25 protein-coding genes and 1 pseudogene are annotated in these 20,579 nt (G+C 66.6%); 24 read left to right on the forward strand and 2 right to left on the reverse strand.

Annotated elements, in window-relative coordinates; translation table 11 throughout:
• Positions 1-927: 927 nt before the first annotated feature.
• The gene (locus C1707_RS13560; RefSeq protein WP_101715803.1) at positions 928-3,786 is read right to left on the reverse strand and encodes a TonB-dependent receptor plug domain-containing protein; all 2,859 of its coding nucleotides are present in this window, start codon (positions 3,784-3,786) and stop codon (positions 928-930) included.
• Positions 3,787-4,131: 345 nt separating this feature from the next.
• Between C1707_RS13560 and fdhD the strand changes: the two genes are divergently transcribed.
• From fdhD to C1707_RS13585, 5 genes are all read left to right on the forward strand, one after another.
• The gene (fdhD, locus tag C1707_RS13565; protein WP_101715804.1) at positions 4,132-4,947 is read left to right on the forward strand and encodes a formate dehydrogenase accessory sulfurtransferase FdhD; all 816 of its coding nucleotides are present in this window, start codon (positions 4,132-4,134) and stop codon (positions 4,945-4,947) included.
• Positions 4,947-7,256: an FdhF/YdeP family oxidoreductase gene (locus tag C1707_RS13570; RefSeq protein WP_101715805.1), complete on the forward strand. Its 2,310-nt coding sequence runs from the start codon at positions 4,947-4,949 to the stop codon at positions 7,254-7,256. The genes fdhD and C1707_RS13570 overlap by 1 nt, the downstream gene beginning before the upstream one ends.
• Positions 7,257-7,306: 50 nt before the next feature.
• Positions 7,307-8,470 (forward strand): GNAT family N-acetyltransferase, encoded by a 1,164-nt coding sequence (locus C1707_RS13575; RefSeq protein ID WP_164467346.1) that lies wholly within the window; start codon positions 7,307-7,309, stop codon positions 8,468-8,470.
• Between the two features lie 16 nt (positions 8,471-8,486).
• Positions 8,487-9,392, forward strand: coding sequence for a transcriptional regulator (locus C1707_RS13580; RefSeq protein ID WP_101715806.1), 906 nt, complete (start codon positions 8,487-8,489; stop codon positions 9,390-9,392).
• A 103-nt stretch (positions 9,393-9,495) separates the two neighbouring features.
• The gene (locus C1707_RS13585; protein ID WP_101715807.1) at positions 9,496-10,338 is read left to right on the forward strand and encodes a GIN domain-containing protein; all 843 of its coding nucleotides are present in this window, start codon (positions 9,496-9,498) and stop codon (positions 10,336-10,338) included.
• A 181-nt stretch (positions 10,339-10,519) separates the two neighbouring features.
• Here C1707_RS13585 and C1707_RS13590 read toward each other — a convergent pair whose 3' ends face one another.
• Positions 10,520-11,275, reverse strand: coding sequence for a hypothetical protein (locus tag C1707_RS13590; RefSeq protein WP_101715808.1), 756 nt, complete (start codon positions 11,273-11,275; stop codon positions 10,520-10,522).
• A 624-nt stretch (positions 11,276-11,899) separates the two neighbouring features.
• On the opposite strand from C1707_RS13590, the gene rpsJ reads away from it, so the two are divergent.
• The 19 genes and pseudogenes from rpsJ (at position 11,900) to rpsE (ending at position 20,576) form a co-directional block, all read left to right on the forward strand.
• Positions 11,900-12,208, forward strand: coding sequence for a 30S ribosomal protein S10 (gene rpsJ, locus C1707_RS13595; protein WP_004616952.1), 309 nt, complete (start codon positions 11,900-11,902; stop codon positions 12,206-12,208).
• Between the two features lie 14 nt (positions 12,209-12,222).
• Entirely contained in the window at positions 12,223-12,987 is a 765-nt protein-coding gene (rplC, locus tag C1707_RS13600; protein ID WP_101715809.1) for a 50S ribosomal protein L3, read from the forward strand.
• Positions 12,987-13,625, forward strand: coding sequence for a 50S ribosomal protein L4 (gene rplD / locus C1707_RS13605; RefSeq protein WP_101715810.1), 639 nt, complete (start codon positions 12,987-12,989; stop codon positions 13,623-13,625). Before rplC ends, rplD begins: the two co-directional genes overlap by 1 nt.
• Complete coding sequence (locus C1707_RS13610; RefSeq protein ID WP_058348433.1) at positions 13,625-13,921, forward strand: 50S ribosomal protein L23; 297 nt, start codon at positions 13,625-13,627, stop codon at positions 13,919-13,921. Before rplD ends, C1707_RS13610 begins: the two co-directional genes overlap by 1 nt.
• Positions 13,922-13,924: 3 nt before the next feature.
• A complete protein-coding gene (gene rplB / locus C1707_RS13615; protein ID WP_101715811.1) occupies positions 13,925-14,761 on the forward strand; it encodes a 50S ribosomal protein L2 in 837 nt (278 codons plus the stop codon).
• Between the two features lie 3 nt (positions 14,762-14,764).
• Positions 14,765-15,043, forward strand: a complete 279-nt coding sequence (gene rpsS, locus C1707_RS13620) for a 30S ribosomal protein S19 (protein WP_029912294.1) — start codon at positions 14,765-14,767, stop codon at positions 15,041-15,043.
• A 2-nt stretch (positions 15,044-15,045) separates the two neighbouring features.
• Entirely contained in the window at positions 15,046-15,426 is a 381-nt protein-coding gene (rplV, locus tag C1707_RS13625; protein WP_058348435.1) for a 50S ribosomal protein L22, read from the forward strand.
• Entirely contained in the window at positions 15,426-16,175 is a 750-nt protein-coding gene (gene rpsC / locus C1707_RS13630) for a 30S ribosomal protein S3 (protein ID WP_058348436.1), read from the forward strand. The genes rplV and rpsC overlap by 1 nt, the downstream gene beginning before the upstream one ends.
• Positions 16,176-16,187: 12 nt before the next feature.
• Positions 16,188-16,619, forward strand: a complete 432-nt coding sequence (gene rplP / locus C1707_RS13635) for a 50S ribosomal protein L16 (RefSeq protein ID WP_058348437.1) — start codon at positions 16,188-16,190, stop codon at positions 16,617-16,619.
• A gap of 5 nt (positions 16,620-16,624) precedes the next feature.
• Positions 16,625-16,815, forward strand: a pseudogene (rpmC, locus tag C1707_RS13640) (50S ribosomal protein L29).
• A 10-nt stretch (positions 16,816-16,825) separates the two neighbouring features.
• The gene (rpsQ, locus tag C1707_RS13645; protein WP_101715813.1) at positions 16,826-17,065 is read left to right on the forward strand and encodes a 30S ribosomal protein S17; all 240 of its coding nucleotides are present in this window, start codon (positions 16,826-16,828) and stop codon (positions 17,063-17,065) included.
• 18 nt (positions 17,066-17,083) lie between these two features.
• Positions 17,084-17,452, forward strand: coding sequence for a 50S ribosomal protein L14 (gene rplN / locus C1707_RS13650; RefSeq protein ID WP_058348440.1), 369 nt, complete (start codon positions 17,084-17,086; stop codon positions 17,450-17,452).
• Entirely contained in the window at positions 17,452-17,766 is a 315-nt protein-coding gene (rplX, locus tag C1707_RS13655) for a 50S ribosomal protein L24 (RefSeq protein WP_101715814.1), read from the forward strand. The genes rplN and rplX overlap by 1 nt, the downstream gene beginning before the upstream one ends.
• Positions 17,759-18,316, forward strand: a complete 558-nt coding sequence (gene rplE / locus C1707_RS13660; protein ID WP_101715815.1) for a 50S ribosomal protein L5 — start codon at positions 17,759-17,761, stop codon at positions 18,314-18,316. The genes rplX and rplE overlap by 8 nt, the downstream gene beginning before the upstream one ends.
• 23 nt (positions 18,317-18,339) lie before the next feature.
• Positions 18,340-18,645, forward strand: coding sequence for a 30S ribosomal protein S14 (rpsN, locus tag C1707_RS13665; protein WP_101715816.1), 306 nt, complete (start codon positions 18,340-18,342; stop codon positions 18,643-18,645).
• Between the two features lie 10 nt (positions 18,646-18,655).
• Positions 18,656-19,054, forward strand: coding sequence for a 30S ribosomal protein S8 (gene rpsH / locus C1707_RS13670; RefSeq protein WP_058348444.1), 399 nt, complete (start codon positions 18,656-18,658; stop codon positions 19,052-19,054).
• A gap of 18 nt (positions 19,055-19,072) precedes the next feature.
• Positions 19,073-19,606 carry a 50S ribosomal protein L6 gene (gene rplF, locus C1707_RS13675; RefSeq protein ID WP_101715817.1) on the forward strand — a complete coding sequence of 178 codons (534 nt, stop codon included), beginning with the start codon at positions 19,073-19,075 and terminating at the stop codon, positions 19,604-19,606.
• Positions 19,607-19,609: 3 nt separating this feature from the next.
• Complete coding sequence (gene rplR / locus C1707_RS13680) at positions 19,610-19,960, forward strand: 50S ribosomal protein L18 (RefSeq protein WP_101715818.1); 351 nt, start codon at positions 19,610-19,612, stop codon at positions 19,958-19,960.
• A gap of 10 nt (positions 19,961-19,970) precedes the next feature.
• Positions 19,971-20,576 (forward strand): 30S ribosomal protein S5, encoded by a 606-nt coding sequence (rpsE, locus tag C1707_RS13685; RefSeq protein ID WP_058348447.1) that lies wholly within the window; start codon positions 19,971-19,973, stop codon positions 20,574-20,576.
• Positions 20,577-20,579: the final 3 nt, after the last annotated feature.

Consider the following 20,579-nt stretch of genomic DNA (forward strand, 5'->3'; position numbering starts at 1 on the left):
GGGGAGGTGGCCCGGATGGCCGGAGGGGGCAGCGCCGGCGCCAGGCAGCCCTCCCGGAGCGGGAACACGCCCCACCCGTAAAATCCCCGCGAAAGCGGGGACCCAGGCGTTTTATCGTCGAGCGCCATGGGTTTCAGAAAAAGCCTGGGCCCCCGCGTGCGCGGGGGTTTTATGGAATTGGGAACGGCGGACGGGGACAGAGCAGCGTGGATCCTCTGCGTTCGGCGAAAACTCCTCAACCAATCCAAGCCCTTACAACTTTCTCACGGTGCTGGATCAGACGGATCCAACCCGCCCGCATAATCACTGCATCCCGTCGCAGGGAGAGGGCGCAAGGATCCGGCCCGAAGCGTGCGACGCGGATGCGATCGAGCGGGGCTGAAGGAGCGGCGTGAGCCGGGCCTGAAGGCTTAAATGAGGATGGGGGACGTAAACCCATCTATCGGGAGCTTGCCTGACTAGGCTCCCGCCCGCCCAAGGGTCCGCGCCTGGCACGCACTCCTGGCCGTCAAGAAACGGGGAGCTCTGCGTGGGGAAGGGGCACAAGGCGGAAGAGGCCTGCGCGCCCCGGCCTGAGGAATAACGATCGCGCGGGGCGTTCTGCTTCGTCGAAACGGTACTTGAAACTCACACATCCGGGCGAGGCCCGGACGCCCCGCGCCCTCTCCATCAGCTCAGCGGATTTCCGCGTGAGGCGGGAAAGCCGTGTCCAAAGACTCTCCCCCTGAAGGGGGAGGTGGCCCGAAGGGCCGGAGGGGGAAGTTCCTGATGAACTCAGCACATCCCCCGACACCAGCGTTCACTTCCCCCTCAGTCGGCTTCGCCGACAGTTCCCCCTTCAGGGGGAGCGTCTTGGCCCCCAAAACAAAGAAAAGCGGCGGGTCCCTTCGAACCCGCCGCCCCAGTCTTTCGCCTAAACCGTAAGGCCTAGAACTTGGCCTTCACCGCCACGTAGAAGCGGCGGCCGAGCACGTCGTAGGTCGACGGGTCGGTGTTGGCCTGGACGTTCGAGGTGAAGTAAGGCGGCTGCTTGTCGGTCAGGTTGGTGATGCCGCCCCGGATCGAGTAGGTGTCGTTGATCTGCCAGGCGCCGTTCAGGTCGAAGTAGTCGACGGCGTCGATCTTCTCCGAGGCGTCGGCGGCGTCGACCATCTCGCCGATGTGGCGCCAGCGCACGCCCAGGTCCACCGGACCCAGCACCCAGCTGGCCGAGGCCGCGAACTTCCACTCGGGGTGGGAGACGGCGACCGAGCTGATCGAGGTGTTGCCGATCGTGCCCTTCAGTTCCTGGAATTCCTCGCCGGCCAGGCTCTGGACCTTGAAGCTGTCGAGGTAGTTGCCCACCACGTTGAACTTCAGCGAGCCGTACTTGTCGTCGAGGCCGACCGCGCCCAGGCCGAAGGCCCAGTCCGCCTGGAAGTCGACGCCGGTGGTCTTGTAGCGGGCCAGGTTCAGGTTGGTCAGGGTGAGGGTGTCGATCTCGCCCGTCGAGGTGTTGCGCGTGAACAGGCTGCAGTAATAGGCGCTGTTGGCGTCGCCGTTGTAGCACTTGTCCAGCACGGTGGCCGCGTCGATGGTGCCGATCGCGTCCTTGATGTCGATCGAATAGTAGTCGACCGACAGCGACAGGCGTTCGAACAGCGGGTTCTCGAAGCGCGGGCTCCAGACGAAGCCGACGTTGTAGGTGTCGGCGGTCTCTTCCTTCAGGTCCGGGTTGCCGCCGGTCAGGGCGTTCACCTGGCTGTTGGCGTAGGTGTAGCTGTCGATGATCGCCGACGGCACGCCTTGCGCCAGGCAGAGCGAGCGGACGGTGGCGGCGTTCGCGCCGGTCCGGTAGCTGCTGTTATAGGCGCAGGGATCGCCGCTGATCGACGGGTAGTCCTGGTTCTGCGGCGAGTAGAGTTCGCCGATCGACGGGGCGCGGACGGCGCGCTGGTAGCCGCCGCGGACGCGGAAGCCGTCGACGACCTCCCAGTCGCCGTCGACCTTGTAGGCGCCGACGGTGCCGATGGTCTGGTAGTCCGACATCCGGTAGCCGGCGTCGAGGTTCAGCGACTTGACGAACGGCAGGTCCTTCAGGACCGGCACCAGGATTTCGCCGTACAGTTCGTAGACGTCGGTCGAGGCGTCGATGGCGTCGGCGGCGTTGAAGCCGACCACGTCGCCGGTCGAGAGCAGGCTGTCGGGCACGTACTGGAAGCTGTCGAACTTGTAGTCCGCGCCCCAGGCGCCGCGCACTTCACCGGCCGGCAGGTTGAACAAGCCGCCCTGGAAGTTCAGTTCGACCATGCGCTGTTCGGCTGCGGTCCAGTTCTTGGTCGTGCGCGAGATGTAAGAGCGGCAGGAGTCCGTCAGGGCGTTGTTGCCGAACGGGTCGTAGCCGCCGGTGCAGATGCTGGCGCCGCCGTCGGCCGCGTCCAGCAGGGTCTGCACCGCCGAGTGGCTGACGTTGCCTGACTGGGTCTCGTTCTGCTCCGAGCGGCCGAACGAGGCGTAGAGGTCGTAGGTCCAGTCCTTGAAGCCGGTGGCGCCGCGCACGCCGCCCGCCAGTTGGAAGACGTTGAAGGTGGTTTCCGAGATCCGGGCGCCCACGTCGGTGAAGCGCTTGCGCAGCAGGAAGTCGGCCGTCGGGTCGGCGCGGCTGGCCAGGATGGTCGACAGGTCGTCCGGGATGAACGGGTTGGTCACCGGCACGGTGAAGCCCGTCGAGCTGGCGGCCGGCGCCGGGGCCAGGATGGTGCGCGAGTCGTAGTGGGTGAAGTTGAACGAGCCGTAGACCTCGGCGTGCTCGTTGATCTCGTACTCGGTGGCCGCGTAGGCCGAGTAGCGGGTCAGCGGCAGCTGCAGCAGGTTCAGGGCGCCGGTGTTGTAGGTGCCGTTGACCGGGATGGTCGAGTAGTCGATCGCGTCCGAGCCGGTGTAGTTGACGCCGTTGTAGAACAGCGTGCCGTCGTTGTTGAAGCCGAGGTTGGCGGCGGCGCTGACCGTGCCGGCGGCGTAGCCGTACTTGGCGAAAACGGCGTCGACAGCGGCCTGGCTGGGCAGGTTCGTGCCCGTGGCGTCATAGCGGCCGTACGGCGTGGTCGACGAGGCGCCGGAGATCTTCGCGAAGTCGCGGGCGGCGTTGTAGACCTCGCCGCGCTGCGAGTAGCTGACCGAGAACACGGCGTGGCCCTTGTCCTCGGCGTACTTGCCGCCGGCGGTCAGGCTGAGCGAGCTTTCCTTGCCGTCGCCCTGCTCGGTGATCCCGTACTGGGCGTCCATCTGCAGGCCGGTGAAGTTCTTGTTGAGCTTGAAGTTGACCACGCCCGACAGGGCGTCCGAGCCGTAGGTCGCCGAGGCGCCGCCCGAGATGACCTCGATGTTCTGGATCAGGGCCGACGGGATGATGTTGACGTCGACCGTGCCGTCCGAGTTGGACGGAACCACGCGGTGGCCGTCGATCAGCACCATTGTGCGCTGGGTCCCCAGCCCGCGCAGGTCGATGTTGGCCTGGCCGCCGTTGGACGGGTTGTTCGAGGTCGACGACACGGCCGGCACGAACTGCGGCATCTGGTTGAGCAGGGTGTCGACCGTGACCGAACCGGTCTTCTCGATCGCGTCCTGTCCCATGGTCACGATCGGGCTGTTGGAGACGTAGTCGCGGCGCGCGATGCGCGAGCCGGTGACCACCACTTCTTCGACGGCGGAGGCGTCGTCGGTCGTCTGGGCCTGCGCCAGCATCGGCGCGGTCGTCATGGCGATGACGAGCGCGGAAGCGCCCAGCAGATAGGTATTTCTAGCCATTCATAGTCCCCAGTATTCGCCAAGGCTTCGCGGCCAAGGCCATGGTGGCGGAATAAAATTTCGCCGTGGGGCAGGGATGGGCGGGGTTTGTTTCGCGATTGTGAGGTGAAGGTTCTGTAACGTTCGGATGAATTACAGGAACGGTGAAATGCGGTTTGGCGGCGATCGTATACCGCAGTCTTTCGGATGGATCGGATATCCGCGGGAAATCTACGGCGCGACGTTTGAAGCAAACCGCCGTTTTATGTCGTCATTGACGCAAACTGGTCGCGTGGCCCCGCAGCCACACCCCGTGTTCGTCTTTCGCCATGGCGGCGGCGGCGCCCAAACTGTAGTCTTCGCGCCATGTCCGATGCTTCCGCCCGCCTCAGATCCGCCCTGGAATGGCGCGCGCCGGGGCGCGCCGCGCCGACCGACCGCTGGACCCCTCAGGAAGTCGCCGTGGGCCTGTCGTTCGACGGCCGGCCCCACACCGTGCTGATGGCCACGCCGGCCCAGGTCGAGGACCTGGCGCGGGGGTTCACCATTACCGAGGGCGTCGCCCGCGCCGACGAGATCGTCTCGGTCGAGGCCCGCACGGAAGAGCTCGGCATCCTGGTCGACGTGCGTCTCTCCGAAGGCGTGGTCCGCCGTAAGGCCCGGCCGCGCAACCTGGAAGGCCGGTCCAGCTGCGGCCTGTGCGGCGTGCAGCGCCTGGCCGACGCGGTGCGGCCCCTGCCGCAGGCCGTCGAAGGCGTGCGCATCGCCCATGCCGCGGTGCCGGCGGCGCTCGCCAACCTGGAAGCCGCCCAGGCCCTGGGCCGCAGCACCCGCGCCACCCACGCCGCAGCCTTCTGCGACGTCGACGGCCGGGTCGTGCTGCTGGCCGAGGACGTCGGTCGCCACAACGCGCTCGACAAGCTGGCAGGGGCCATGGCCCGCGAGGGCCGCGACGCCGGCGCCGGCTTCGTGCTGGTCACCAGCCGCTGCTCGTTCGAGATGGTCGAGAAGGCCGTGCGCATGGGCGCGGGGCTGATCGTGGCGGTATCGGCGCCGACCGACCTGGCCGTGCGCCGCGCCGAGGAGTCGGGCCTGACGCTGGTCGCCCTGGCCCGGGCCGACGGCCACATGGTGTTTTCCCGTCCCGACCGCCTGGTCGAGGCGGCGCTGGAGGTTGCGTAATGGCGGACGATTCCAATCAGGCCGGGGGCAAGATCCCGGGCGTGAAGCCTTACGGCGCCCCCGCCGGCGGCTGGGGCGCGCTGAAGGCCGTGGCCGGCGCGCTGGCCGACCAGGAGACCATCGTCGAGGGCGCCAAGACCCTGATGCGGGCCAACCAGCCCGAGGGCTTCGACTGCCCCGGCTGCGCCTGGCCAGATCCCAAGCACACCTCGTCGTTCGAGTTCTGCGAGAACGGCGCCAAGGCCGTGGCCTGGGAGGCGACCGCCAAGCGCGCCGCCCCCGAGGTTTTCGCCGCCCACACGGTCAGCGAGATGCTGACCTGGAGCGACCACGCCATCGAGGACCTGGGCCGCCTGACCCATCCGATGGCCTACGACGCCGCCACCGACCGCTACCTGCCGATCGCCTGGAGCGAGGCCTTCGCCCGCGCCGGCGCGGCGATCCAGGCGCTGGAGAGCCCGCACCAGGCCGAGTTCTACGCCTCGGGCCGGGCCAGCAACGAGGCGGCCTTCCTGTTCCAGCTGCTGGGCCGCAAGGTCGGCACCAACAACTTCCCCGACTGCTCGAACATGTGCCACGAGCCGACCAGCGTCGGCCTGCCGGACTCGATCGGCATGGGCAAGGGCTCGGTCAGTCTGGAAGACTTCGACCACGCCGACCTGATCCTGTGCTTTGGCCACAACCCCGGCACCAACCATCCCCGGATGATGGCGACGCTTCGCGAGGCGTCGCGCAGGGGCGCGACGATCATGGCCTTCAATCCGCTGGTCGAGCGGGCCCTGGAGCGCTTCGCCTCGCCGCAGGATCCGGTCGAGATGGCGACCCTGTCGTCGACCCCGATCGCCTCGCGCTACTATCAGGTCAACGTCGGCGGTGACGCGGCCGTGGTTCAGGGCCTGATGAAGGCCGTCCTGGCCTTCGACCGCGCCGCTCGGGCGGCAGGCGAACCGGCCGTCCTCGACGACGACTTCATAGCCGAGCACACCGCCGGCTTCGAGGCCCTGGCGGCCCATCTCGACGCCCTGTCCTGGGACGAGGTCGTGACGGTCGGGGGCCTGTCGCGGGCCGAGATCGAGGAAGCCGCGGCCATCTACGCGCGGTCCAGCGCCACGATCCTCTGCTATGGCATGGGGCTCACCCAGCATCGCAACTCGTCCAGCACCGTGCAGCAGCTGGTGAATCTGCTGCTCCTGCGGGGAAACATAGGCCGGGCGGGGGCGGGGATCTGCCCGCTGCGGGGCCATTCCAACGTCCAGGGCGATCGGACGGTCGGCATCTGGGAAAAGCCGTCGGCGGCGCTGCTCGACGCCCTGGCCAGGGTGTTCGGCTTCGCGCCGCCGCGCGACCACGGCCACACGGTGGTCGAGGCCATCGAGGCCATGGGGGCGGGCGAGACCAAGGTCTTCGTCGGCCTGGGCGGCAACTTCGCCGTCGCCGCGCCCGATCCGGTCCGCACCCACGCGGCCATGCGCAAGGTCGACCTGGCCGTCCACATCGCCACCAAGCCCAACCGCACCCACCTGCTGGTCGGCCGCGAGGCGCTGCTGCTGCCGTGCCTGGGCCGCACCGAGATGGACGTGCAGGGCGGCGTGCGTCAGTCGGTGACGGTCGAGGACTCGATGTCGATGGTCCACGCCTCGCGCGGTCTCAACCCTCCTGCCTCCGAGCACCTGATGTCCGAGCCGGCGATCGTCGCCGGCATCGCCCGGGCGGCCCTGGGGGCGGACGACCCGGTCGACTGGGAGGGGCTGACGGCCGACTACGACCGGATCCGCGACCTGATCGAGCAGGTCTTCCCGACCCAGTTCACCGACTACAACACGCGCGTCCGCCAGCCCGGCGGTTTCCGCCTGCCGGTGCCGCCGGCCGAGCGCAAGTGGACCACCCCCTCGGGCAAGGCCAACTTCCTGCCGCACACGGGTCTGGACGATCCGCGCCGCGGCGACGCCTCGGTCATGCTGCTGACCACCCTGCGCAGCCACGACCAGTACAACACCACGATCTATGGCGAGAACGACCGCTATCGCGGGGTGTTCGGCCGCCGCGACGTGGTGTTCGTCAATCCTGAAGACCTGGCGGCGCTGGGCGTGGCGGAGGGGCAGCGCATAGACCTGGCGGCCGCCTTCGATGAAACCGGAGCGCGAGTCGTGCGCGGCTTCACGGCCGTGGCGCGAAAAATCCCGCGCGGGTGCGTGGCCGCATACTATCCGGAAACCAATGCTCTGGTAGCACTCGATGATCACGACCGGCGTAGTGGTACGCCGGCCTACAAGTCGGCGCCGGTGCGGTTAACCCTGCACGGGGCCTGACCGAGGCCGTCGATCCACGCCCGGCGTAGTCCGCGAGGACGGGGAGCAGGGTGCTGGATCCAGGACTGCAGACGCGGGTCGTCGAGGCCGCCGAGCTGAACGCCGCCGAGCGCGCGCGCTGGAACACCCTGCGCGACGCCGAGCCGGTGCTGGGCGGTCCCTACTTCGATCTGCGCTATGTCGAGGCGGCCGCGGCCTGCGCGCCCGGCTCGCGGATCGCCGTGCTGGAGCGCGACGGCCGCATCGTCGGCTTCCTGCCGTTCCAGCGTCGCGGCTCGGCCATCCAGCCGCTCGGTGCGCCGATGAGCGATTTCCACGGCCTGATCGCCGAACCCGATGTTTCGCTGCCCGCGGTGCTCGGACTTCTGGGCGCGGAGCGGATGAGGGTCAGCGGCCTGGTCTCGGTCGAGCCCTTGCCCGAACTTTCCGTTCGCTACGCGATGGCCGCCGACCTGTCGGGCGGCTTCGATGCCTATCAGGCGACCCGTAGCGCGGCCTTCCTGAAGGACAAGCGCCGGCGGGCCCGCGCCCTGGAGCGCGATCACGGCCAGATGATCTTCACCTTCGAGCGGCCGCCCCCGGAGCTTCTGGCCTGGCTGGTCGCCCAGAAGCGCGCCCAGATTCGCCGCACCCACCAGCATGACATCTTCGCCTGCGGATGGACGATCGAGCTGCTGAACCGCCTGGCCGAGTGCGAGGCTGACGATTTCGGCCTGCGCCTGGCCGTGCTGCGCGCCGGCGGAACAATCGTGGCGGCCGAGCTGGGCCTGACCGCCGGCGACCGCCATCACCTGTGGTTTCCGATCTACGATCCGGACTTCGCCCGCTACTCGCCGGGCGCGCTGATGACGCTGGAGACCCTGAGGGTCGCCGCCGGACGCGGGATCGCCCGGGTCGATTTCGGACCCAGCGAAGAAGCCTACAAGGAAGACTTCGCCGTGCCGATGGAGCCGGCGCTGGAGGGAACGGTCGCCGTGCGGCCGTCGCTGATGACCCACCTGCGCGGCGCGCCCGGCGTCGATCGCATCGACGAGGTCGGCAAGCGCCTGGCCCGTCGCCTCGACCGCATCGCCGCCTGCGAGCCCGGCCTGATCGGCCAGGTCAAGGGCGGCGCCAGTTTCGTCACCGGCCTTGGCCGGCGTCATCCGGCCGTCGGGGCCGGGATCGGCGTCGGCATCGGCCTTGGCTTGAGCCTCGGCCTGCTGGCCGACTGAGGGAGGAGTAAGGCCCATGACCCGTCTCGTCGCGCCCTGGTCGGACGACCAGGCCCGGAACTTCCGCAAGAGCCCGATCACCTTCCGCCACAACCTGGCCGAATCCGGACTGTTCGACGACGACGCCCTGGCGCAGCTGCTCGACGCCTATCCGGCCGAACTCTACGACATCAACCTGTTCGACTTCGACGCCGAGGGCCAGGCGACCATGCGCACCGGCGCGCGGGGCCGCCTGCCGGGCCGCGAGGTGCTGGAAGGTGTCAAGGAAGGCCGCATCTGGGTTCAGCTGCGCCGGGCCGAGGCCTGGTACCCGGCCTTGACCCCGCTGATGAAGCAGGCCTTCGGCGAGATCGCGGGCGAGGCGAGGGGCTTTTCGCCCGTGCAGCTGAACGGCCAGCTGATCATGTCGGCGCCGGGCGCCAAGGTGCCGTTCCACGCCGACGCGCCGGGCGTGATCCTGTTCCACCTGCGCGGCCGCAAGCGGATCTGGATCTATCCGGTCGACGAGGCGCACATGCCCCAGCAGGGCATGGAGAACATCATGCTCAAACAGCAGACCGAGGACCTGCCGTACCGCCGCGACATGGACGCGGCCGCGGCGGTCTTCGACCTGGAGCCGGGCATGGCCGCCAGCTGGCCGCTGCACGCGCCGCACCGGATCGAGAACCTCGGCACCTTCAACGTCTCGCTGTCGGTGGACTACCAGACCTGGGGTTCGCGCCTGACCAACGGCGCCCACTTCGCCAATGGCGTGCTGCGCCGCTGGGGCCTGCCCGTCGCGGCGATGGACAAGACGTCGATGGCGGCGCGGGCGGGTCTCTGGGCCGCCTCGCTGGGGCTCAAGCGATTGCGGCTGGTCGAGGACAGGATCAAGGGTTTCGAGCGCAGCTTCGAGATCGGCGACACCCAAAAGGCCGCCTGACGCGGTTCGTGACAACAGCGTCATGACCTCGAATTAAGTCGTGCGGCGCGATCTCGCCGACTAGCGTTCCCTCAACGCAACGCCATCCGAGGGGACTTTAAAGATGCGCGCACTCATCAGCCTGGCCGCCGGCGCGGCCGTCCTGGCCCTGGCCGGCCAAGCCGCCGCCGCCGAGCCGTCGGTGAAGATCAAGGACGCGGTCGCCCGCGTCACCATCATTCCCGAAGCCCGCGGCGACGTGAAGGTCGAGTTCCTGACCACCAACGGCCGGCTTCCGCTGGAAGTGCGCAAGGTGGGCGGCCAGACGATCGTCGACGGCAATCTGCGCCTCAAGCGCATCCAGAGCTGCAACAGCCGGGGCGAGGGCTCGGCGGTCAGGGTCCGTGATCTGGGCGAAGTGCAGTGGCGCGACATTCCCCAGATCGCCATCCGCGTACCGATGAACGTCTCGGTCGGGGCCTCGGGCGCGGTCTACGGCAGCGTCGGCCGCAGCGACAGCGTCGAGCTGGCCAACGCCGGTTGCGGGGATTGGACCATCGCCAACACCCGGGGCAAGCTGGAGATCAGCCTGGCGGGCTCGGGCGACACCAAGGCCGGCAGCGCCGCCAAGGCCGAGATCAACCTGGCCGGTTCGGGCGACATCAGCCTGCAGGACGTGTCCGACCTCGAGGTGTCGATCGCCGGTTCGGGCGACGTGAAGGCCGCCGCGCTGCGCGGCGGCGATCTCGACGTCAGCATCGCCGGTTCGGGCGGGGTGAAGATCACGGGCGGCCGCGCCCGTGACATCGACGTCAGCATCATGGGCTCGGGCGACGTGAACTTCGGCGGCGAGGCCGACCGGGTGTCGCTGTCCGTGGCCGGTTCGGGCGACATCCGCGTGGCCAAGGTCAACGGCTCGGTGAAGAAGTCGGCCATGGGGTCCGGCAACATCTACATCGGCCAGTAAGGCCGCCCGGTCCGCCCGGTCCGCGTATCGCGCATATAAATATAAAGAGAACGGCCCCGGAGCTCGCGCTCCGGGGCCGTCTTGCGTTCGTCGGGACCAGCCCAAGGAGGGGGAGGGCGGATCCGCGAAAAGCGCGGACCTGGATCTTCCGGTGGGCGCCGAAAGATCCAGGGGCTCTGGCTTAGCGGACCAGGAAGCCGAACAGGTCGCTGCCGGTGGCCAGGTCGGCGCCGGCGGCGTTGCGGGCCTTCAGGCTGCCGCCGAAGGTGTAGCGCAGGCCAACCTTCACGGCGTCCGACTTCAGGTCGGCCAGGTCGTCGGCTTCGCTGTGGGTGTACTTGGCGAAGGTCGACCAGCCGGTGTTGGCGAACTTGTATTCACCACCGACGTTGATGTCCCAGATGTCGGCGTCGACGAGGCCGTCGACGTTCGACCAGCCGAGGCCGGCGTCCAGACGGAAGTCGTCCGAGACGAAGTAGTTGGCGCCGGCGCGGACGGTCCACAGGTCGGCGTCCAGGTCGTTCGACTGACCGTAGGCGGCCAGACCCGTCAGGGTCACGTTGCCGAGGTACTTCTGGGCTTCGCCGCCGACGGCCCACAGGGTGTCGTTCGACGGACGCGACAGGGCGGTGAAGCCGCCGATGCGCAGGCCGTTGCCGACGACGGTCGTGGCGTGGGCGGCGCCCGAAGCGACGGTGCGCTGCGAGACGTCGCTGTCGGCGATCGAGACGTCGCCGCTGGCGGTGATCGTCCACGAACCGGTCGGGATGGCGACCGAGCCGTCGATGACGACCGAGGTGCCGTCAGCGTCGCCGACGCTGGTGTCGACGTTGGTGTAGTCGACGGCGGCGCCGACCGAACCGATGTTCTGGGCGAAAGCGGGAGCCGAAACGGCGAAGGCCAGCACGGCGGCGGCGGCGAACAGTTGGGTCTTCATAGTGGGTAATCCCCTTACTCATGTGGTCTCGATGGCGGTCGGTCGTTTTGGGGAGGGCCTCCCTACCGTCGAGCGGGGCGGATCTATGAAGGTTCGATGACGGCCGCAAGGCTCTGCCAGACCGTTCGAGGCTGCATGATGCGCAAATACTACACTTGCAGGAATGAATTCGCTGCCTATACGCGTGGGTCGCGCAAAAAGATTGTGTCGAACTGACGGCGTGCGGTGAACGTTGCTTTTTGAGCGCCTTGTTTTGGCCGTATCTGTTAAGCGGATCGGGGCGGGCGAGGGGCTTCAGATCTTGTTAAGGAAGGTTCCGCGAAAGCCTGCCGGGACCGCTTGACGAAACCGATTCAGGCACGTAAAAGCGCCCCTCTGTTGGACCGGCTGTGAGCTCTAGGGCTCAAACGCGGTTCGCAAGCGACCCGTAACCAGGCGTCCTTCTCATCCAGAGGAGGGTTCTCCTCGGAGGACGGCGTGGTTGCGGATCACCGGCCCTCGCAAGCGATTGCGCGGGCCAATTTGTTTTGCGGACGCTGCGTTCGGAGTTCTCGAAAGAGGAGTCCGGGTTGGTCTTTGAAATGGTTCGAGACGCGGGCGCAGCCCACTAGGAAACCGAGCGATATGGATCGTCAGAACATCCGCATCCGGCTCAAGGCCTTCGATCACCGCGTGTTGGATCATTCCACGCGCGAGATCGTGAACACGGCCAAGCGCACGGGTGCGACGGTGCGGGGCCCCATCCCCCTGCCCACGCTTATCGAAAAATTCACCGTCAACCGTTCGCCGCACGTCGACAAGAAGTCGCGCGAGCAGTTCGAGATCCGTACGCACAAGCGCGTCCTCGACATCGTTGACCCGACTCCGCAGACCGTGGACGCGCTGATGAAGCTCGACCTGTCGGCCGGCGTTGACGTCGAAATCAAGCTGTAAGGAGGGCCGAACTGATGACTCTCCCCGCTAACCGCACCGGCCTGATCGCCAAGAAGCTCGGCATGACCCGCTTCTTCGACGAAGCTGGTCAGCACGTGCCGGTCACCGTCCTTTCGCTCGACGGTTGCCAGGTCGTGGCTCAGCGCACTGTCGAGAAGGACGGTTACACCGCCCTGCAGCTCGGCGCCGGCGCCAAGAAGCCCAAGAACACCTCGAAGGCCGAACGCGGCCACTTCGGCAAGAGCTCGGTCGAGCCCAAGCGGGTCGTCGCCGAATTCCGCGTCGAGGAAGCCGCTCTGATCGAAGTGGGCGCGGAATTCACCGCCGACCACTACGTCGCCGGCCAGAAGGTCGACATCCAGGGCGTCACCGTCGGTAAGGGTTTCGCCGGCGCCATGAAGCGCTGGAACTTCGGTGGTCTCCGCGCCACCCACGGTGTCTCGGTCTCGCACCGTTCGCACGGTTCGACCGGTAACCGCCAGGATCCGGGCCGTACGTTCCCGGGCAAGAAGATGGCTGGTCACCTCGGTCAAGAAACCGTCACCACCCTCAACGTCACCGTCTGGAAGGTCGACGTCGAGCGCGGCCTGATCCTGGTCAAGGGCGCCGTCCCGGGCCACGAAGGCAGCTACGTGAAGATCCGCGACGCCGTGAAGAAGGCCGCTCCGGCCGATCTGCCGCGTCCGGGCGCCTTCCGTAAGGCTGGCGAGGCTGCTCCGGCTGCTGAAACCCCCGCTGAAGAGGCCCCCGCGGCGACGACCGAAGAGGGCGAAGGCTAATGAAACTCGACGTCATCAAACTTGACGGCGGCAAGGCCGGCTCCGTGGATCTCGACGACGCCATCTTCGGCATCGAGGACATCCGCGGCGACATCCTGCAGCGCGTCGTCACCTGGCAGCTGGCCAAGCGCCGCTCGGGCAACCACAAGATCCAGGTTCGTAACGAGGTCTCTCGTACGAGCAAGAAGATGTACAAGCAGAAGGGCACCGGCGGCGCTCGTCACGGTTCGCGCCGTGCGGCTCAGTTCGTCGGCGGCGCCAAGGCCCACGGCCCGGTCGTCCGCAGCCACGCCTTCGATCTTCCCAAGAAGATTCGGGCTCTGGCTCTGCGTCACGCCCTGTCGTCGAAGGCCAAGGCCGGTTCGCTGCTCGTCCTCGACAGCGCCGTTCTGACCGAAGCGAAGACGGCCGCCCTGCGCGCCAACTTCGACAAGATCGGTCTGAAGAACGCCCTGGTCATCGCTGGTCCGGAAGTGGACGCGAACTTCAAGCTCGCCGCCCGCAACATTCCGAACGTGGACGTGCTGCCGAACGCCGGCCTGAACGTCTACGACGTGCTGCGTCGCCACACCCTGGTCCTGACCAAGGACGCGGTGGAAGCGATCTCGGCCCGTTTCGCTGAGAAGGAAGCCGCGTAATGGCCGCTACCGCCCGCCACTACGACACGATCCTGTCGCCGGTGATCACCGAAAAGACGACCCTGCTCAGCGAGCAGAACAAGGTCGTCTTCAAGGTGGCCGCCGATGCGTCGAAGGACGAAATCGCCGCCGCAGTCGAAGAGCTGTTCAAGGTCAAGGTCACCAAGGTCAACACCCTGGTCGCCAAGGGCAAGACCAAGCGCTTCCGTGGCATCGTCGGTCGCCGCACCGACGTCAAGAAAGCGATCGTGACCCTGGCCGAAGGCCAGTCGATCGACATCACGACGGGGCTCTAAGACATGGCCTTGAAGCACTTTAACCCGACCAGCCCCGGCCAGCGCGGCCTGGTGCTGATCGATCGCAGCGAGCTCCACAAGGGCCGCCCGGAAAAGAAGCTCGTCGAGGGCCTCTCGAAGTCCGGCGGTCGTGGCGGCAACGGCCGCATCGCCGTCCGCTTCCGCGGCGGCGGCGCCAAGCGCCTCTACCGTCTGGTGGATTTCAAGCGTCGTAAGCAAGGCACGGCCACGGTCGTTCGTCTCGAGTACGATCCGAACCGCACCGCGTTCATCGCCCTGATCAAGTATCAGGACGGCGAGCTGGCCTACATCCTGGCCCCGCAACGCCTCAAGGCCGGCGACGAAGTCGTCACCGCCGACAAGGTCGACGTGAAGCCGGGCAACGCCTCGCCGCTGCGCACGCTGCCGATCGGCACGATCATCCACAACGTCGAGCTGAAGCCCGCCAAGGGCGGTCAGATCGCCCGTTCGGCTGGCGCCTACGCCCAGCTGGTCGGTCGTGACGCCGGCTACGCCCAGATCCGCCTGAACTCGGGCGAACTGCGCATGGTCCTCGACACCTGCATGGCCACCGTCGGCGCGGTTTCGAACCCCGACCACATGAACGAAAACCTCGGCAAGGCCGGTCGTGTTCGTCACATGGGTCGTCGCCCGCACGTCCGCGGCGTCGCCATGAACCCGGTCGACCACCCCCACGGTGGTGGTGAAGGCCGCACCTCGGGCGGTCGCCACCCGGTGACCCCGGCTGGTAAGCCGACCAAGGGCGCCAAGACCCGCGTCAACAAGGCCACGGACAAGTTCATCATCCGTTCGCGCCACAAAGCGAAGAAGGGCCGCTAAGCCATGACCCGCTCCGTCTGGAAAGGCCCGTTTGTCGACGGGTACCTCCTGAAGAAGGCCGACGCCGCTCTGTCGTCGGGCCGCAAGGACGTCATCAAGACCTGGTCGCGTCGCTCGACGATCATGCCGCAATTCGTCGGCCTGACCTTCGGCGTCCACAACGGCCAGAAGCACGTCCCGGTCTCCGTGTCGGAAGACATGGTCGGCATGAAGTTCGGCGAGTTCGCTCCCACGCGTAACTTCCCGGGCCACGCCGCCGACAAGAAGGCCAAGAGGAAGTAATCATGGCCAAGCAAAAGCAAGCTCGCCGCCTGGAAGGCGTTGAGGCGATGGCTAAGGTGCGCACCCTGCGCACCAGCGCCCGCAAGCTGAACCTGGTCGCTCAGTCCATCCGTGGCCTGAACGTCCAGCGCGCTCTGAACGAGCTCGAGTTCAGCCACAAGCGTATCGCCCAGGACGTCCGCAAGGCGCTGTACTCGGCGATCTCGAACGCCGAGAACAACCACAACCTCGACATCGACTCCCTGGTCGTGTCCGAGGCCTATGTGGGCAAGAACCTGGTTATGAAGCGCTTCTCGCCCCGCGCCCGCGGTCGTGCGACGCGTGTCGAAAAGCCGTTCTCCGAGATCACGATCGTGGTCCGCGAACTGGGTGAGGCCGCCTAATGGGTCAGAAAGTCAATCCGGTCGGGCTGCGGCTCGGCGTAAACCGCACCTGGGACAGCCGTTGGTTCTCCGACGGCGACCAGTACGGCAAGATGCTGCACCAGGACCTCGCGATCCGCGCCGCCCTGAAGAAGCGCCTGTACCAAGCCGGCGTCTCGCGCATCATCATCGAGCGTCCGCACAAGAAGTGCCGCATCACGATCTATGCCGCCCGTCCGGGCGTCATCATCGGCAAGAAGGGCGCTGACATCGAGAAGCTCCGCAAGGACCTCTCGGTGATGACCGAAGGCGAAGTTCACCTGAACATCGTCGAGATCCGCAAGCCGGAAACCGACGCTCAGCTGGTCGCCGAGTCCATCGCTCAGCAACTCGAGCGCCGGATCGCCTTCCGTCGTGCGATGAAGCGTTCGATCCAGTCGGCCGTGCGTCTCGGCGCCAAGGGCGTCCGGATCAACGTCTCGGGCCGCCTCGGCGGCGCCGAAATCGCCCGCATGGAATGGTATCGCGAAGGTCGCGTGCCGCTGCACACGCTGCGCGCCGACATCGACTACGGTTTCGCGGAAGCCAAGACCACCTACGGCATCATCGGCGTGAAGACCTGGATCTTCAAAGGCGAAGTGCTGGAGCATGACCCGATGGCGCTGGACAAGCGTCTCGCTTCCGAATCCGGCCCGGCCGGTGAAGGCGGTGGACGTGAGCGCGGCGATCGCCCGGACCGCGGCGACCGCGGCCGCCGCAATCGGGACTAAGGATAGAGCGCTATGCTGTCACCGAAGAAAACCAAGTTCCGCAAGCAGTTCAAGGGCCGCATCCACGGCGCCTCGAAGGGCGGCACCCTGCTGAACTTCGGCTCCTACGGCCTCAAGGCCGTCGAGCCGGAGCGCATCACGGCTCGCCAGATCGAAGCTGCTCGTCGCGCCATCACCCGCCAGATGAAGCGTCAAGGCCGCGTCTGGATCCGTATCTTCCCCGACGTGCCGGTCACCGGCAAGCCGGCCGAAGTCCGGATGGGTAAGGGCAAGGGCGCCGTCGATTACTGGGCCGCTCGCGTGGCCCCCGGCCGCATCATGTTCGAGATCGACGGCGTGCCGGACGATATCGCGCGTGAAGCGCTGCGCCTCGGCGCGGCCAAGCTGCCGATCCGCACTCGTGTGGTCACCCGCCTCGACGCGGGCGTGGCCGTGGAGGCTTGAGGCTCATGAAGATCGCCGACATCCGGGGCCTGACCCCGATCAACTCGCCGAAACCCTGATCAACCTGAAGAAGGAGCAGTTCAACCTGCGCTTCCAGGCTGCCACGGGCCAGGTCGAGAAGACCCACCGCGTCAACGAGATCCGCAAGGATATCGCGCGGATCAAGACCGTGCTGCGCGCCAAGGCCGCGGCCTAAGGAGAACGATATGCCCAAGCGTATCCTCGAAGGGGTCGTCGTCTCCGATAAGGGTGACAAGACCGTGGTGGTGAAGGTGGAACGTACCATCGTTCACCCCCTTCTGAAGAAGATCGTGCGCCGCTCTAAGAAGTACCACGCGCACGACGAAGCCAATGTGTACAAGACGGGCGAAACCATTCGCATCGTCGAGTGCGCTCCGAAGTCCAAGCTGAAGACCTGGGAAGTGCTTCCCAAGGCTTCGGCCTAAGTCTGGAAGGTCTAAACCATGATCCAGATGCAAACTAACCTGGACGTCGCCGACAACTCTGGCGCTCGCCGGGTCATGTGCATCAAGGTGTTGGGCGGCGCAGGCCGTCGCTACGCCAGCGTTGGCGACGTCATCGTCGTCTCCGTGAAGGAAGCCATCCCGCGCGGTCGCGTGAAGAAGGGTGACGTTCTGCGCGCCGTCGTGGTTCGCGTGAACCAAGGCCTGAAGCGCAAAGACGGTTCGATGATCCGCTTCGACAAGAACGCGGCCGTCATCGTCAACAAGCAGAGCGAGCCGGTCGGCACGCGGATCTTCGGCCCGGTTCCCCGTGAACTGCGCGCCAAGAACCACATGAAGATCATCTCCCTCGCGCCGGAGGTGCTGTAATGGCTGCTAAGATCAAGAAGGGCGACCGCGTCGTCGTTCTCGCCGGCAAGGACAAGGGCAAGCAAGGCGCTGTGACCCAAGTCCTGCCGAAGGAAAACCGGGTTGTCGTGGAGGGCGTGAACATGGTCGCCCGCCACACCAAGCCGACCCAAGCCGACCCCCAGGGCGGCATCAAGCACAAGGAAGCCGCGCTGCACGTCTCGAACGTCGCCGTCGTGGACTCCAACGGCAAGGCCACCCGCGTCGGCTTCAAGATCGAAGGCGACAAGAAGGTGCGCGTCGCCAAGACGACCGGCGAGGTGATCAATGGCTGATCAAGCTTACGAGCCCCGGCTGAAGACCGTCTACCGCGAGCGCATCCGCGCCGCGCTGAAGGAACAGTTCGGCTACACCAACGAGATGCAGATCCCCAAGCTGGACAAGATCGTCCTGAACATGGGTATCGGCGAAGCCGTGGCCGACTCCAAGAAGGCCCAGCAGGCTCTGAAGGAACTGGAAGCGATCGCCGGCCAAAAGCCCGTCGCGACCAAGGCCCGCAAGTCGATCGCCGGCTTCAAGCTGCGCGAAGGCATGGTGGTCGGCGCGAAGGTCACCCTTCGCAAGGACCGGATGTTTGAATTCCTCGACCGCCTGGTCACGATCGCGCTGCCGCGCGTGAAGGACTTCCGTGGTCTGAACGGCAAGAGCTTCGACGGCCGTGGCAACTACGCCATGGGCCTGAAGGAGCACCTGGTGTTCCCGGAAATCAACTATGACCAGATCGAACAGATCTGGGGCATGGACATCATCGTCTGCACCACTGCGAAGTCCGACCAGGAAGCCAAGGCTCTCCTGAAGGAATTCCAGTTCCCGTTCGTCAACTAAGAGAGCGGGAAGGGAAAGAAACCATGGCCAAGAAAAGCGCCGTCAACCGCAACGAAGCCGTCAAGGCTCTCGTCAAGCAATACGCCGAGAAGCGCGCCGCGCTGAAGGCGATCGCCAACGACGAGACCCTGCCGCTCGAGGAACGCTTCGAGGCTCGCCTCAAGCTGGCGAAGCTGCCCCGCAGCAGCTCGCCGATCCGCATCCGCAACCGCTGCGAAGTCACGGGCCGTCCGCGCGCCTATTACCGCAAGCTTAAGATGAGCCGTCTGGCCCTTCGCGAACTCGGTTCGCAAGGCCTGATCCCCGGCCTCGTCAAGTCGAGCTGGTGAGGACGATCAGATGTCGATGAACGACCCCCTGAGCGACATGATCGCTCGCATCAAGAACGCCGCCCTGCGCAAGCGCAACAAGGTCTCGACGCCGGCTTCCAAGCTGCGCGCCCGCGTCCTCGACGTGCTGGCCGACGAGGGCTACATCCGCGGCTACTCGCTGGTCGAGAAGCCCGGTGCGTTCCCCGAATTCGAGATCGAGCTCAAGTACTTCGACGGTGAGCCCGTGATCGCCGAGATCAGCCGCGTGTCCAAGCCTGGCCGTCGCGTCTATTCGTCGATCAAGGACCTCAAGCCGATCAAGAACGGCCTGGGCATCTCGATCCTGTCGACGCCGAAGGGCGTCATGTCGGACACCGCCGCGCGCGACGCTAACGTCGGCGGCGAAGTCCTCTGCCGCGTCTACTAGGCGCGGGAGGGAAAGAGCATGTCACGTATCGGTAAGAAAGCCGTCGCAATCCCCTCGGGCGTGCAAGTCACGCTCGCGGGTCAGACGGTCACGGTGAAGGGCCCCAAGGGTCAGCTGTCGTGGACGATCGCCGACGAAGTCGAAGTCAAGCAAGAGGGCGCTGAGCTCCTGCTGGCTCCGCGCGTCGACACCAAGCGCGCCAAGGGCATGTGGGGTCTGTCCCGCACTCTGGTGGCCAACATGGTGCACGGCGTCACCGCCGGCTTCGAGGAAAACCTCGAGCTGGTCGGCGTCGGTTACCGCGCCGCCATGAAGGGCACCGCCCTGAGCCTCCAACTCGGTTTCAGCCACGACGTGGACGTTGAGGCTCCGGCCGGCGTCACCTTCGCTGTGCCGAAGCAAACCGAAATCAAGATCGCCGGCATCGACAAGCAGGCGGTCGGCGAGATTGCCGCGAAGATCCGCCGCATTCGTCCGCCTGAGCCGTACAAGGGCAAGGGCGTGCGCTATGCTGGCGAGAAGGTTCGCCGCAAGGAAGGCAAGAAGAAGTAAGCCATGGCGCTCTCTCCTCGTGAATCGGCGGCCAAGCGCGCTCAGCGCAACCGGACCCGCCTCAAGTCGCTGGCCAACGGCCGTCCGCGTCTGTCGGTCTTCCGCTCGTCCAAGAACATCTACGCCCAGATCATCGACGATGAACGCGGCGTGACCCTGGCGTCGGCTTCCACCCTGGAAGCCGAAGGCAAGGGCGCGGATAAGGACGCTGCGGCCGCCGTCGGCAAGCTCGTCGCCGAGCGCGCGATCGAAAAGGGCGTCAAGGACGTCGTCTTCGATCGTGGCGGCTACATCTTCCACGGACGGGTGAAAGCCCTGGCCGACGCCGCGCGCGAAGCCGGCCTGAACTTCTAAGGGAAACACAATGGCTCGTGGTGACCAACAGCGCGGTGAAGGCGGTCAACGCCGTGACCGTCGCGACCGCAACGCCCCCGAAGAGCGGGTCGACAGCGACATCGTCGAAAAGCTCGTCCACATCAACCGCGTCGCCGCCACCGTGAAGGGCGGCCGTCGCTTCAGCTTCGCCGCTCTGATGGTCGTTGGCGACCAAAAGGGCCGCGTCGGCTTCGGTCATGGCAAGGCGCGTGAAGTGCCGGAAGCCATCCGCAAGGCGACCGAAGAAGCCAAGAAGACCATGATCCGCGTCCCGCTCCGCGAGTCGCGCACCCTGCACCACGACGGCGCTGGCCGTTGGGGCGCTGGCAAGGTCATGATGCGCGCTGCCCCTCCCGGCACGGGCGTCATCGCCGGTGGTCCGATGCGCGCGGTTCTCGAAACCCTGGGCGTCCAGGACGTCGTGGCCAAGTCGACGGGTTCTTCGAACCCGTACAACATGGTCCGCGCCACGTTCGAAGCCCTGAAGGTCCAGTCGTCGCCCCGCCAGATCGCCGCCAAGCGCGGCAAGAAGGTTGGCGACATCCTCGGCCGTCGCGCCGACGGCGCTTCGTCGCCGGAAGCCATCGAGGGCTAAGTC

The sequence above is a fragment of the Caulobacter flavus genome (assembly GCF_003722335.1).
Classification (GTDB): domain Bacteria; phylum Pseudomonadota; class Alphaproteobacteria; order Caulobacterales; family Caulobacteraceae; genus Caulobacter; species Caulobacter flavus.